This is a genomic window from Bradyrhizobium sp. A11 (assembly GCF_042077125.1).
Taxonomy (GTDB): Bacteria; Pseudomonadota; Alphaproteobacteria; order Rhizobiales; family Xanthobacteraceae; genus Bradyrhizobium; species Bradyrhizobium japonicum_B.
On the sequence record NZ_CP149509.1, the window covers coordinates 1,705,818 to 1,718,115 of the forward strand.

At 63.1% G+C, this 12,298-nt stretch carries 13 protein-coding genes; 8 read left to right on the plus strand and 5 right to left on the minus strand.

All coding sequences use genetic code 11. The features are described from left to right. Nucleotides 1–18 precede the first annotated feature (18 nt). The 4 genes from WI560_RS07940 (at nucleotide 19) to WI560_RS07955 (ending at nucleotide 5,059) form a co-directional block, all read left to right on the plus strand. Nucleotides 19–1,917: an ATP-binding protein gene (locus WI560_RS07940; RefSeq protein WP_375307544.1), complete on the plus strand. Its 1,899-nt coding sequence runs from the start codon at nucleotides 19–21 to the stop codon at nucleotides 1,915–1,917. Nucleotides 1,918–2,020: 103 nt separating this feature from the next. Beyond that, the gene (locus WI560_RS07945) at nucleotides 2,021–3,700 is read left to right on the plus strand and encodes a DUF3300 domain-containing protein (protein ID WP_375307545.1); all 1,680 of its coding nucleotides are present in this window, start codon (nucleotides 2,021–2,023) and stop codon (nucleotides 3,698–3,700) included. After that, a complete protein-coding gene (locus WI560_RS07950) occupies nucleotides 3,697–4,611 on the plus strand; it encodes a DUF2950 domain-containing protein (RefSeq protein WP_375307546.1) in 915 nt (304 codons plus the stop codon). Before WI560_RS07945 ends, WI560_RS07950 begins: the two co-directional genes overlap by 4 nt. Continuing rightward, entirely contained in the window at nucleotides 4,595–5,059 is a 465-nt protein-coding gene (locus WI560_RS07955; protein WP_375307547.1) for a hypothetical protein, read from the plus strand. The genes WI560_RS07950 and WI560_RS07955 overlap by 17 nt, the downstream gene beginning before the upstream one ends. A 130-nt stretch (nucleotides 5,060–5,189) precedes the next feature. Here the strand turns inward: WI560_RS07955 and WI560_RS07960 are convergent, their stop codons facing one another. The 4 genes from WI560_RS07960 to WI560_RS07975 all read right to left on the minus strand — a co-directional run bounded on the left by WI560_RS07960 (nucleotide 5,190) and on the right by WI560_RS07975 (nucleotide 7,135). Next, the gene (locus tag WI560_RS07960) at nucleotides 5,190–5,543 is read right to left on the minus strand and encodes a universal stress protein (RefSeq protein ID WP_375307548.1); all 354 of its coding nucleotides are present in this window, start codon (nucleotides 5,541–5,543) and stop codon (nucleotides 5,190–5,192) included. Between the two features lie 21 nt (nucleotides 5,544–5,564). Beyond that, nucleotides 5,565–6,014, minus strand: coding sequence for a YbhB/YbcL family Raf kinase inhibitor-like protein (locus WI560_RS07965; RefSeq protein WP_375307549.1), 450 nt, complete (start codon nucleotides 6,012–6,014; stop codon nucleotides 5,565–5,567). Between the two features lie 9 nt (nucleotides 6,015–6,023). Further along, nucleotides 6,024–6,635 (minus strand): dienelactone hydrolase family protein, encoded by a 612-nt coding sequence (locus tag WI560_RS07970; protein ID WP_375307550.1) that lies wholly within the window; start codon nucleotides 6,633–6,635, stop codon nucleotides 6,024–6,026. A gap of 71 nt (nucleotides 6,636–6,706) precedes the next feature. After that, complete coding sequence (locus WI560_RS07975; protein WP_375307551.1) at nucleotides 6,707–7,135, minus strand: DUF2267 domain-containing protein; 429 nt, start codon at nucleotides 7,133–7,135, stop codon at nucleotides 6,707–6,709. A gap of 173 nt (nucleotides 7,136–7,308) precedes the next feature. On the opposite strand from WI560_RS07975, the gene WI560_RS07980 reads away from it, so the two are divergent. Both WI560_RS07980 and WI560_RS07985 read left to right on the plus strand, forming a co-directional pair. Next, nucleotides 7,309–7,875, plus strand: a complete 567-nt coding sequence (locus WI560_RS07980) for an HPF/RaiA family ribosome-associated protein (protein WP_375307552.1) — start codon at nucleotides 7,309–7,311, stop codon at nucleotides 7,873–7,875. Nucleotides 7,876–7,920: 45 nt separating this feature from the next. After that, nucleotides 7,921–8,931 (plus strand): ribose-phosphate diphosphokinase, encoded by a 1,011-nt coding sequence (locus tag WI560_RS07985; protein WP_375307553.1) that lies wholly within the window; start codon nucleotides 7,921–7,923, stop codon nucleotides 8,929–8,931. 16 nt (nucleotides 8,932–8,947) lie between these two features. Here the strand turns inward: WI560_RS07985 and WI560_RS07990 are convergent, their stop codons facing one another. Then, a complete protein-coding gene (locus WI560_RS07990; protein WP_375307554.1) occupies nucleotides 8,948–10,015 on the minus strand; it encodes a hypothetical protein in 1,068 nt (355 codons plus the stop codon). A gap of 103 nt (nucleotides 10,016–10,118) precedes the next feature. Here WI560_RS07990 and WI560_RS07995 point away from each other — a divergent pair, with 103 nt between their 5' ends. After that, complete coding sequence (locus WI560_RS07995) at nucleotides 10,119–10,784, plus strand: phosphoribosyltransferase (RefSeq protein ID WP_375307555.1); 666 nt, start codon at nucleotides 10,119–10,121, stop codon at nucleotides 10,782–10,784. 40 nt (nucleotides 10,785–10,824) lie between these two features. Continuing rightward, complete coding sequence (locus WI560_RS08000; RefSeq protein WP_375307556.1) at nucleotides 10,825–12,162, plus strand: nicotinate phosphoribosyltransferase; 1,338 nt, start codon at nucleotides 10,825–10,827, stop codon at nucleotides 12,160–12,162. Nucleotides 12,163–12,298: the final 136 nt, after the last annotated feature.

Sequence of the window (12,298 nt, forward strand, 5' to 3'; positions counted from 1 at the left end):
CCGCCTCCGGAGTGAAACATGAGCGGGCGCAAATCGATTGCGTCGAGCAAGCGACGAGCCGCCGAGGTCGTGCTGTTGTGCCTTGCGTTGGCGCTGTCGTCGAGCCTTGGACTGCGGCCGGTAGATGCTGCCGGGGAGGGTAATCGTCGCGAGCCCAAGCGCGTGTTGTTGCTGCACTCCTTCGGCCGGGACTTCCTGCCCTGGAGCGACTACGCGCGAAGCATCAAGACAAATCTCCAGCAGCGCTCGCCTTGGCCGCTCGACATTCAGGAGCATACGCTGCTCACTGCGCGGTTTATAGAGCCTGGCCCTGAAGGACCCTTCGTCGGATATCTCCGTTCGATCTACCAGGGCCGTCCGCCTGACATCATCATGAGCGTCGGGGGGCCCGCCGCAAATTTCGTGCAGAGACATCGGACGGAGCTGTTTCCGAATGCGCCGATGGTGCTCACAACGGTGGAAGAACGGCTGATCGACCGAGCGAGTCTGACCGAGAAGGACACCGTCGTCTCTGTCCACATCGATTTTGTCGCCGCCTTCCGCAATGTCCTTCAGGTGCTGCCGGAGACGCGGACGATCGCCCTGGTTATCGGCGCGTCCGCGCTGGAGAAATTCTGGTTTGAAGAGGTGAAGAAGGACGTCCGGCAGCTGGAAGATCGTGTCTCCTTCGTCTGGTACGGCGATCTGTCATTCGATGAGATCCTGAAGCGGGCTTCGGAACTGCCGCCGCAATCGGCCCTGTTTTGGGGGGTGATGTCGGTCGATGCGGCGGGCGTCATTCATGACGGCGAGACTGCGCTGCATCGCCTTCGCGCCGTCGCCAATGCCCCTATCTTCTGCTTCGACGAGTCCTTCTTCGGCCGCGATGTCGTCGGCGGCCCGATGCATTCCATTTCCGAGCTCGGTCAAAAGGCCGCCGATGCGGCGGTGCGCATTCTCGATGGCGAGAAGCCGGCAGGTGTCAAGATTGAACCGATCGTCGCTGCCGCGCCAAGATATGACTGGCGCGAATTGCAGCGATGGGGAATCAGCGAAAGCAACCTGCCGCAAGGCAGCGAAATTCTATTTCGGGAGCCGGGCATCTGGGAGAAATACCGCTGGCAAGTGGCGCTGGTCGCGGCGGTGATCCTGATCCAGGCAGGACTGATCAGCGGTTTGCTTCACGAACGCAGGGCCCGACGCTTTGCCGAGGTCGAATCCCGACAGCGGTTGGCCGAACTCGTGCATGTCAACCGCTACTCGGCCGTCGGCGAGCTGACGGCGTCGATCGCCCATGAGCTGAACCAGCCCCTTGGTTCGATACTGACCAATACGGAGACGGCGGAGCTGATGTTGAAGGGGGCCTCGCCCGATCTCCGGGAAATCCGCGAGATCCTGGCCGATATCAGGCGCGACGATCAGCGGGCCAGCGAGGTGATCCGCCGGTTGCGCAGCGTGCTGAAGAAAGCGCCGTTCGAGGTCAGAGAAATCGAGCTGAAAGAAACGATCCGGGAGGTGATGGGATTTGTCGCCGATGTGGCGGCGGGACGCGATATCGAGCTGAGCTTCTATGCGCCGCCCGATGCTGACTTGCGCGTCATGGGTGATCCCATTCAACTGCAGCAGGTCGTTCTCAATCTCATCCTCAACGCGTTGGACGCGATCTCGGAGGTTCAGGCAGGCAAGCGCGAGGTCAGCGTGATCATGGCCGGCGCCGGTGACTTTGCCGAAATTCGCGTGGGAGATACGGGACCGGGTATCGCAGTCGCCGATCTCAAGACCATCTTCGATCCGTTTTTCAGCACCAAGCCGGATGGCATGGGCATGGGACTGGCGATTGTCCGCACCATCGTCGAGGCGCACCACGGCACGATTTCCGCGGAGAACCAGCCGTTCGGCGGGGCGCTGTTCACGGTTCGGCTTCCGCTCGCGAGCTAGGATCCCGCGTTGCAGCAGACAACACGCGCGTTTCGTTGATTTTTGTCAATGAACGTCGCGCTCTCGATCTCATGGTCTCGGCTGGATTGAGAGGGAGGATGCGATGATCCGCTGCGGCAAGACGTTGATGGCGCTTGCGCTGTTGCTGGGCACGCCGGTTTGCGTGTCCGCCCAGACGACCGACAAGCCGGTCGCGGCCGCCCCCCAGGCGCAGCCGGCGAATCCGGCCGCGCCGACGGCCGAGCTTCTGAAGCCCGAACAGCTGGAGGCTCTGGTCGCGCCGATCGCGCTCTATCCGGACGAACTGCTCGCCAACGTGCTGGCCGCCTCGACCTATCCGCTGGAGATCGTGCAGGCCGACCGCTGGCTGAAGGAGCGCAAGACTCTCAAAGGCGATGCGCTGAAGACGGAGGTGGACAAGCAGGGCTGGGACGACAGCGTGAAGGCACTGGCCAGCACCGCCGATGTCCTGACCATGATGAGTGACCAGCTCGACTGGACAAAGAAGCTCGGCGATGCCTTCCTGGCGCAGCAGCCCGACGTGATGGACGCGATCCAGCGCCTTCGCACGAAGGCTTACGACAACAAGAAGCTGGTGACCACCAAGCAGCAGAAGGTCAGCGTCCAGTCTCAGGAAGGCAAGCAGGTCGTCGTGATCCAGCAGGCAGATCCTGCAGCGATGTACGTGCCGTATTACGATCCGGCCACTGTCTATGGCAGCTGGCCCTATGCGGAGTACCCGCCATATTACTGGGGCTACCCATCCTATATCGGTGCGGGAGTGGTCGCGGCCGGCATCGCGTTCGGCACGGCTTGGGCGATCGGACGCTGGGGCAATTACTGGGGCGGCGGCTGCAACTGGGGCAACCGCAACGTTTACGTCAATCATCGCACCACTAATATTGGCAACGGCTGGCAGCATAATCCAGCGCATCGGCAAGGGGTGCGCTACAGCAACACCAATGTTCAACAGCGCTTCGGCAACAACAACTTGAAGGCTGGCGCATCGGACCGGATGGACTTCCGCGGCCGTGACGGCAGCCAGGTGCTGCGTCCTGATCAAGGTGCGGGAGACCGGGCGGGGGATCGCGCAGGCGACCGCGCTGGCGATCGTGGCGGACCGGGAGACCGCGCAGGCGACCGCGCCGGAGACCGTGCAGGCGATCGCGCCGGCAATCGGGGCGACCGGCCCGGAGGCGGCGACCGTGCGGGTTCCGGGGATCGTGCCAAGGGTGGCGGTGCCAAGGGTGGCGGTGACCGGTCCAAGGCTGCCGCCAAGGGCGGCGGCGATCGCGCCAAGGCCTCGGACCGTGGTGGCGGTGCGGCCAACCGCGGCGGTGGCGGCAATCGCGGCGGCGCGATGAACGTTTCATCCGGCCGATCGGCGGCCGCAGCATCGGCGCGCGGACGGTCCAGCATGGCGAGCATGCCGCGCGGCGGTGGTGGCGGTCCGAGCATGGCCGGTCGAGGTGGCGGAGGCGGAGGAGGCGGCTTCCGCGGAGGCGGGGGTGGCCGGCGCTCCGATGCCGGGCTGAAGCACGATGTCGTCCTTCTTGGGCACCTCGCCAACGGCCTCGGCTACTACCGCTTCAGTTATGTCGGCAGCGACAAGGTCTATGTCGGTGTGCTTGCGCAGGAGGTCGCGCAGGTGATGCCTGACGCGGTCACGCGAGGTCGTGACGATTACCTGCGGGTCTACTACGAAAGGCTTGGGCTGACATTCCGCACCTATCGCGGTTGGCTCGCCGGCGGCGCGAAGCTTCCTGCGGAGGTGATGCCATGATCGGCCTGAAATCTTTCCGATGTGCAGTGTTGTCGGGCATGATTGCGCTTGCGCTTCTTGGCTCTGCGGCTCAGGCGCAGCAATCCTACAAGACACCCGAGGACGCAGCCGCAGCGCTCGCGGCCGCAGTCAAGAGCGGCCCCCGAGACATCCTGAAAGTGCTCGGCAGTGCGGCAGAGGACATCGTTTTCTCCGGCGACGAGATCGCCGACAACGATATCCGCCAGCGTTTCACCTCGATGTATGACGCTAAGCACGGCGTCAAGACGGAGGGTAACAAGAGCGCGACCCTCGTCCTGGGATCTGAAGATTTCCCGTTCCCGATTCCGCTGGTGAACACCAAGGCGGGCTGGGAATTCGACACCGAGGAAGGGCGCATCGAGGTGCTTCGCCGTCGCATTGGACGTAACGAGCTCGAAGCAATCCAGACCGCGCTCGCGTTCGTCGACGCGCAGAACGAATATGCAGACAAGGACCGCGGCGAGGGGGTCGGCGTCTATGCACAGCGCATCGTCTCCTCGCCCGGCAAGAAAGATGGCTTGTTCTGGCGCGACGACAGCGACCCGAGCCCGCTCGGAGCACTGGCCGCGCAGGCCTCGAGGGAGGGCTACAAAGCCGGCGAGGGCATGACGCCCTATCACGGCTATTACTTCCGCATTCTCAAGGCGCAGGGACCAGATGCCCCCGGCGGCGCCATGAACTACGTCGTCAAAGGCAAGATGATCGGCGGCTTCGCGCTGATCGCCTGGCCGGCCGAGTACGGCAATTCCGGCGTGATGACCTTCCTGGTCAATCATGCCGGCGTGGTCTACCAAAAGGATCTCGGCAAGCGCACCGACTTCGTGGCCAAGCGCCTGACGCTGTTTGATCCCGACCAGACCTGGAAGAAGGTCGATGCCGCGAAGCCGTGAGATGACCAGCGCCAGGCTGCGCTCGATCGGCCGCCTTGTCGCGATCGTGCTGCTCGCTGTCACGGTTCCGGCCGCTCCCTCGCTTGCGCAAGCCGCCGGCCATGTCCGGGTCAAGATCGTGAAGGCGGGCCTGCTGGTGGGCGGCGGTGCCGGCACCGGCGTATTGAGCTATCGCGGCCGCAGCTATCCCTTCCGCGTCACCGGCATAAGTCTCGGCATCACCGCCGGCGCGACAGCCGGCCGGTTGGAAGGCTGGGCCTCCGGCATCAGAGACGTCCGCGACTTCGCGGGCACCTATAGTTCGGTTGGCGGTGGTGGCGCTCTCGTCGGCGGCGTGGGTGGTGTCCACCTGCGAAACGACAATGGCGTCGTGATGATCTTGCAAGGCCCCAAGGCGGGGCTGGAGATGGCCGCCAACCTCAGTGCGATTGTGATTTCGCTGAAGTGAGCGACCGTCTACTGGCTGAGTGATCGCGCTTGCTCCGTGCCGCCGAGCGCCGCTTCCGTAGAGTTGCAGCGAAAGGCTGCTTTCGATCCGCGTGGTGCCGGTCGGCAGCCTGCGCTGCGCGTCGACCCCTTCATCGCGAGGCCTTGAGGACTTCAGAGGCGCAATCGATGGCCTTACGGGTAATCTGTCGCGGCTTGGTGTTCGAAGTGGGGAGCCGCCGCCATTTGCGATCTTGATCAGTCGCCATGATCGATCGCCTCTGTTGGGCCTCCGCGGCCCTGAGGGTCTGCCCCGTCAAGGCCTCCAAGAGGTCACCGGCGGTGGCTCCGCTGTGCGGAAGTCGCCGAGCCTCTTCTTCCAAAAGCCGATCGGCAACTGTTACGATTAGAAGATTGCATGCCAACGCCTTGGCAAGTTTCGCTGCCACATCGATCGCGCGGCGCGCGCCGTCCGATCCGTCCGTCGCCACCATGATGTTCGTCATGAGCAGGATCCCGCGGCGTCGTTATCTGTGATACGTGCCGGTGAGAGTGGCTTCGGCAAGGGCGAGCTTGCGCGCCTCGCGTTCGACGTCGACGCATGATGCATTCGCCGGGACACGAAGATGATCGGTGGAGAGGGCAAGGAGCCGAAAGCGATAATGGTGGACGCCGTGGCCGGGCGGCGGACATGGCCCGCCATAGCCAACCTTCCGGAAATCGTTGGTGGCCTGCTTCAGCCTCGTTTTCTGAGCTGCGTTGTCCACAAGGCCACTTTGGTCAGGCGGAATGTCGTAGACTGCCCAATGGTGCCAAGTGCCGGCGGGCGCGTCGGGATCATCGCACAGCAGCACGAAACTGCGGGTTCCCTCGGGCGCATCGGACCATTGCAGGGGCGGGGACAGGTTCTCGCCGTCGCAGGTGAAGCGCCGCGGAATAGCCGATCGGTCGGCAAAGGCGCTGGACCGGAGCTGCATGGCTTTCTCCTAGCTCGCGGCGCGGACTGGCGTCGGCGCCTGCAGATATCGCTCAAACCATCGGCTGGCATGCCCGATGACGGCGTCCATGGCGCCCGGCTCGGGAAACAGGTGCGTTGCACCGGGAATGATTTCCAGCGCCGTCAGCCCGCCAAGCCAAGTGCGCGCCTCCTCATTGAGCTCGATCACGCCGACATCGGCGCCGCCGACGATCAACAGGGTCGGCGCGCGGACGTGGGGCAGGGCTTCGCCGGCCAAATCCGGACGTCCACCACGTGAGACCACCGCGGCAATTCGGTCAGGCAATTGAGCCGCCGCGATGAGGGCGGCCGCCGCGCCGGTACTGGCGCCGAACAATCCGACGGGGAGGCAGGCAACCGCAGGTTCAAGGCCTTGAAGCCAGTCGACGGCTGCGACCAGCCGTTTTCCAAGCATTCCGACATTGAAGACGTTGGCGCGGTCGTCCTCCTCCTGCGGCGTGAGAAGATCAAACAGCAGCGTCGCGAAGCGGCGTGCGTTCAGCTCCTGCGCGACCGCGATATTCCGGACGCTGAATCGGCTCGAACCGCTGCCATGGGCAAACGCAACCAGGCCACGGGCATTGTCCGGCAGCGTCAACATTCCCGCCAGTCCTAGCGGCGGAATGATGACCTCGAGCGATCGATCACGTTTCACGAACCGACTCCGTCTGGTCAGCCCTGGAGGTTTCTGAGCGGCGCCGGAAGATGGGACATCAACTTCTCGAATTCGCCGGGATCGAGCTTTTCCCACAGCACTTCGTAAACGGCGCGGGCTGCGGCGAGCGCACTCACTGGGAACTGCGGCGGAAGCTCCCTGGCGACATGTGCCTCAAATTCCTCGATATGCCGTTCCCTTGTCGGCGTTGCCGCCATATGCCAGCCTTCATAGTAGAAGCCGCGCACCACGATCGGCAGCTGCGCCCCGAGCTTGACGGCGACCTCCGGCGGCATGCGATCACGCAACGCATGCAGGACGGCACGCAATGCATTGTAGGCTTGATGACGGTTCTCCAGGGCCAGCTGCTCGTCGATGGCCTTGAGCCAAACGTTTGTTTCCTGGATCGAATGATCCAACGCAGTCACACCCGTGGACGTGGTCATGATGTTGCTCCCGGATCAGAGGCAGAGTGTGAATTATTTGCAGGCTCGGGCCGGGCTGCTTTGACGTGCCGCAAAGTTCCCAGGGTGAATCGCCGGTTGGATCGGGTTGATCTCGCGCAAAGCTATGGGCGCGCCGTGTGCTCAGATCGACCGCCCCATAATAGGAGCGAACCATGCAAACCCCCGCTCAAATCGAATTCGAACATCTGATCCCTTCCCTGGAGCTGCAGGCTGCGATTGAGGGGCACATCGCCGAGCTGGAAAGGCGCTACGGTCGAGTCACCGCGGGCCGCATCATCGTGAGAGGCCCTGGTGATCGGCACAAGACGGGTGGTCAATATCAGGTCAGCATCCGTCTGGCCCTTCCCGAAGGGCGCGAAGTCAATGTTGGACGGACGCCCAAGGAGGATGAAAGGTACGCCGATCTGACCTTTGCGGTGGACGATGCCTTCAAGCGCGCGCGCCGGCAATTGCAGGACCAGGTGCGCGAGATGCAAGGCCAGACCAAGCTCCATGAAGTAGAGCCGCTCGGCACAATCGTGCGTATCGACCCAAGTGGCGAGTTCGGCTTCCTGGAAGGGACCGACGGCCAGGAGATTTATTTCAACTGCAACAGTGTCGTGGAAGGTCGCGCGCACATCGCTGTCGGATCGCGTGTCAGCTTTGTTGAGGAGCCCGGAGAGAAAGGGCCACAGGCCAGCACGGTCAAGGTTCTGGGCAAGCACAGCTTGCGGGCGTAGGTGCTCCATCATTGAATTGCGGAGTGCATGATGGATAGTAGCTGGATGCCGCGCACCGCATTGGCGCGGAGCGATCGGTTAAGTCTGTTCGCCCTTAGCGGAAGCACCGCGCTGGGCGAGCGCATCGCGACGTCGTTGGGCTGCTCGCTGGCTGCTCACGAAGAGCGCAGCTTTGAAGACGGCGAACACAAGGTCCGTCCGCTCGATACGGTGGCCGGCCGCGATGTCTACGTCGTTCACAGTCTTCACGGTGGGCCCGTCGAGAGCCCGAATGACAAGCTTTGCCGCCTGCTGTTCTTGATCGGCGCACTGAAGGACGCGGGTGCTACAAGCGTGACCGCGGTCACGCCATATCTGTGCTATGCGCGAAAGGACCGCCGAACCAAGGAAAATGATCCCGTGACCATCCGCTATCTGGCGTCTCTGTTCGAGGCTGTCGGTACGGACAGGATCGTGACGCTGGATGTGCACAACGAAGCTGCTTACGAGAACGCCTTTCGCTGTCCTTCCGTTGCACTCACGACGGCGCCGCTGCTGATCGACAAGATCAGGTCGATCGCGAGCGATGGGCCAATCAGCGTCGTGTCCCCGGATCTGGGCGGTGGAAAGCGAGCCGATCTGCTGCGCGAAGCCCTCGAGAAGACGTTGCAGAGGCCGATCGGGAAGGCCTTCGTCGAGAAGCATCGTAGCTCGGGCCGGGTGTCCGGCGACCTGTTTGCCGGTGATGTGACTGATGCATTTTGCGTCGTGGTCGACGACCTGATCAGCAGCGGCGGAACCCTGGTTCGTGCGGCAAAGGCGGCGCGGACGCACGGCGCAAGAAATGTCATTGCCTGCGTTGCCCACGGCCTTTTCATGCCAGGGGCCGAGACCGCACTTGCGGATCCGTCGATTGATCGCATCATCGCCACAGACACCGTTCCGCCATTCAGGCTTGCTCCGGGGCCCGTGCTTGCCAAGCTCGAGGTGATCTCGGCGGCTCCGCTGCTGGCCGAAGCCATCAGGCGGCTGCATCAGAACGAATCCCTGGCTGACCTCTTGATGTATCAGGCTTGACGGAGCTTGACGCCCGTCATCGGGCGAGCAGCCGTTCGAGCTGTCTTGCGTCGGATTCGGCGAGGGCGAGATAGGCGCGCGCGAGGCGAGGCCATTTCTCGGGCGTGCGCGGGTGCGCATCGAACAGATGCGCGATGGACAAGCGCGCCCTCAGCATCGCGCGTCCCATTCGATAAAACAGGAATATGCCGCCCGCGGGGTCATCATGCAGGGTGCGTGCCAGCCGCCGGCGGATCGCGTCACCGAACCATCGGCCGCCGAGCCTCTCACATTCCAGATGCAGAAATGCGATCTCGTCCAAGGCATCGCTGGCCCGCAAACGGGTATTGAACTCGAGACAGTCGATGATGGGATGAGGAGGCGTCAGCCAGATGTGCTCAGGTCTCAGGTCGCCGTGACCGTCGACGATGAATCGTCGGCAGACGCGGTCGACAAGAACTCGGGCGTTCTGTTCGAGAAATCGTCGCTGACCGGAGGCAACGCGCAAGATCGTGCCACGCGGCAGACCGAAGCGCTCATTCAGTAGAACCTGCCAATCCAGCACGGCGGCTTCGTACAGAGAAGCCAAATAGGTCTCGGGCGCGACCAGGATGCGGTCGGTATGCGAATAGAAGCGGGCGAGAACCGCTGCGAGCTGCTCGGCGTCGGTCTGACGCGCCGTGCCATTGCGCAGCATGGCCTCCAGCGTCTCATGCTCGTTCAGCCGGCGCATCACCACGAGCCAGTCCGCCACCGGACCGGAGCCACCGATCGCGTATCCCGAGACCGTCTCGATCAGCGGAACGACGCCGAGATAAACGTCGGGCGCAAGCCGGCGGTTAAGGCTGGCTTCAGCGAGGCATGCGGCCCTGCGGCGAGCCAGCGTCGAAAAGTCGAGGTAGGAAAAGCGGACCGGCTTCTTGAGCTTGTAGACCCGCGCGCCGTTCATGAAGACCCAGGACATGTGGGTCTCCCGCGCCTGAACGTGATCGGGAGCAGGCCTGTAGCTGCCGGGCTCGCTCAGGAAGGCGACCTTGCGGGCCAGGGCAGAAATGCTGTCGTTCTCGGCACCCTCGGTTGAAAGTTTCTCCTGGCGCTCCAGCATGAGAATCTATTGCCAGACGAGGAGCGATGCGGCTTGACGCTGATCAACGATCCGGGGTGCTCGTGCAATAGTCTGATCCGACGTTCAACCGGGATCTGCCGATATGCTGTTTCAAGACAGAGACGATGCCGGCCGTCAGTTGGCCACAGCTTTGGTGAAGTACAAGAGCCGCCGTCCCGTGATCCTGGCTCTGCCACGCGGTGGAGTGCCGGTGGCGGCGCAGGTCGCCGATCGGTTGCAGGCGCCCCTCGATTTGGTCCTGGTGCGCAAGATCGGCGCGCCCATGCAGCCCGAACTTGCTATGGGTGCGGTTGTGGACGGGGAACAGCCTGTGATCGTTCGCAACCGGGACATCATCGATTTCACCGGCGTGAGCGAGGAGACGTTCGACGCCATCTGCAAGGAGGAGCTTGACGAGATCGACAGGCGCCGGGAACGTTATCTCGGCAATCGCGCCCGCTCTGAGGTCAAAGGACAGGTCGCGATCATCGTCGACGATGGCATTGCGACGGGTGCGACAACCCTTGCAGCGATTCAGGCACTGCAAAAACGGGAGCCAAAGGAACTGATCCTGGCCGTACCGGTGGCCCCCCTCGACACGCTGCAGAGGCTGCGCGGAGAAGTCGACGCAATCGTTTGCCTGGATACGCCGCGGGATTTTGGCGCGATCGGCTATTACTACCGTGATTTCAGCCAGGTCAGCGATGACGAGGTCATCGCCATCCTGAAGCGGTTCCCGGCAAGGGCGACGGCGGCACCGGCTTCATGAGCTTTCAGGCCGCCGGGTATCCGAAGATGAGGGATCTGTTATGGATTCATCACCTAGCGCGCTCCTGACCGATCTGTATCAGCTGAACATGCTGCAGGCCTATCTGGAGACGGGCCAGACCGGGACTGCAGTCTTCGAATTCTTCGTCCGCAAGCTTCCGCCGCAGCGCAATTTCCTGGTGGCGGCCGGGCTCGAGCAGGCGGTGGAGTTCCTGCAAGGACTGCGCTTTTCCGATGAAGAACTGAGCTGGCTTGTCCGTAGCGGCAGGTTCAGCGCGCGCCTGATCGACTATCTGGCTGCCTTTCATTTCAGCGGCGATGTTCATGCCATGCCCGAAGGCACGGTTTTCTTCGCCAACGAACCGATCCTTCGCGTCACGGCACCGTTGCCCGAAGCCCAGCTTGTCGAAACCCGCTTGATCAATGTGCTGCATTTCCAATCATTGATCGCGTCCAAGGCGGCCCGCATGGCTCTGCTCGCACCGGACAAGCTGCTGGTTGATTTCGGGTTACGCCGAGCCCATGGTGCCGAAGCGGGCCTTCTGGCTGCCCGGGCCAGCTATATCGCGGGCTTTGCCGGAACTGCCACCGTTCTCGCGGAAAAATGCTTCGGGATTCCCGCCTACGGCACGATGGCACACGCGTTCATCCAGTCGTTCGACGACGAGACGGCCGCTTTCGAAGCGTTTGCACGGGCGCGGCCGAAGGACCTCGTGCTGTTGATTGACACATACGACACTGAGGCGGCGGCCAGGAAGGTCGTGACATTGGCCCCGCGACTGCGGGCACCTGGAATAGAAATCCGCGCCGTGCGGATCGACAGCGGGGATCTGGTGGCGCTCTCGAAAAGCGTGCGGCGGATCCTTGATGAGGGCGGCCTGAAGGACGTGACCATCTTCGCCAGCGGTGGCATTGAGGAGGAAACGTTATTGTCCTTTGCTCGCGAGGCGGCCCCGATCGATGGCATCGGGATCGGCACCAGCCTGGCAACGTCGTCCGATGTGCCGGCCCTCGATTGCGCCTATAAGCTGCAGGAATACGCGGGCGTGGCGCGGCGGAAGCGTTCGTCCGGCAAGGCGACATGGCCCGGGCGCAAGCAGGTGTGGCGCCGTTACGATGCCGACGGCCGTATAGCGTTGGACGTGCTGTCGACAGAGGACGACGTTCAGGAAGGGGAGACCCTGATCGTCCCTGTTCTGCAAGCGGGGCGCCTGGTCGCGCATCGGCCATCGCTCCCGGATATCCGCGCCTACGCGCGGACGCAGTTGCAGCGATTGCCGAGGGGCTTTGAAAGCCTTCGAAGCGGTTCGTCCTATCCGGTCCAGGTGGCGGCCCCGCTTCAGCAATTGGCAGCCGCTGTCGATCTGAGAACCAGGTAGGCCTCTGCCGCAAATCGTTCTGATCTGCGTCAAGGCGAAACGTCCAGGGTGCAAGGACATCTTGATCTTGCGCAACGGCGAGGTTTGGCCACGCCTATCGTGCCTGCCAGCTCAGGGCTCCAAGCATGAAGCGTGT

Bases quoted from the DNA above. Each gene is read 5' to 3' on its own strand.
- WI560_RS07940 (WP_375307544.1), top strand. From the start codon at position 19: ATGAGCGGGCGCAAATCGATTGCGTCGAGCAAGCGACGAGCCGCCGAG.
- WI560_RS07945 (WP_375307545.1), top strand. From the start codon at position 2,021: ATGATCCGCTGCGGCAAGACGTTGATGGCGCTTGCGCTGTTGCTGGGC.
- WI560_RS07950 (WP_375307546.1), top strand. From the start codon at position 3,697: ATGATCGGCCTGAAATCTTTCCGATGTGCAGTGTTGTCGGGCATGATT.
- WI560_RS07955 (WP_375307547.1), top strand. From the start codon at position 4,595: ATGCCGCGAAGCCGTGAGATGACCAGCGCCAGGCTGCGCTCGATCGGC.
- WI560_RS07960 (WP_375307548.1), bottom strand. From the start codon at position 5,543: ATGACGAACATCATGGTGGCGACGGACGGATCGGACGGCGCGCGCCGC.
- WI560_RS07965 (WP_375307549.1), bottom strand. From the start codon at position 6,014: ATGCAGCTCCGGTCCAGCGCCTTTGCCGACCGATCGGCTATTCCGCGG.
- WI560_RS07970 (WP_375307550.1), bottom strand. From the start codon at position 6,635: ATGTTGACGCTGCCGGACAATGCCCGTGGCCTGGTTGCGTTTGCCCAT.
- WI560_RS07975 (WP_375307551.1), bottom strand. From the start codon at position 7,135: ATGACCACGTCCACGGGTGTGACTGCGTTGGATCATTCGATCCAGGAA.
- WI560_RS07980 (WP_375307552.1), top strand. From the start codon at position 7,309: ATGCAAACCCCCGCTCAAATCGAATTCGAACATCTGATCCCTTCCCTG.
- WI560_RS07985 (WP_375307553.1), top strand. From the start codon at position 7,921: ATGCCGCGCACCGCATTGGCGCGGAGCGATCGGTTAAGTCTGTTCGCC.
- WI560_RS07990 (WP_375307554.1), bottom strand. From the start codon at position 10,015: ATGCTGGAGCGCCAGGAGAAACTTTCAACCGAGGGTGCCGAGAACGAC.
- WI560_RS07995 (WP_375307555.1), top strand. From the start codon at position 10,119: ATGCTGTTTCAAGACAGAGACGATGCCGGCCGTCAGTTGGCCACAGCT.
- WI560_RS08000 (WP_375307556.1), top strand. From the start codon at position 10,825: ATGGATTCATCACCTAGCGCGCTCCTGACCGATCTGTATCAGCTGAAC.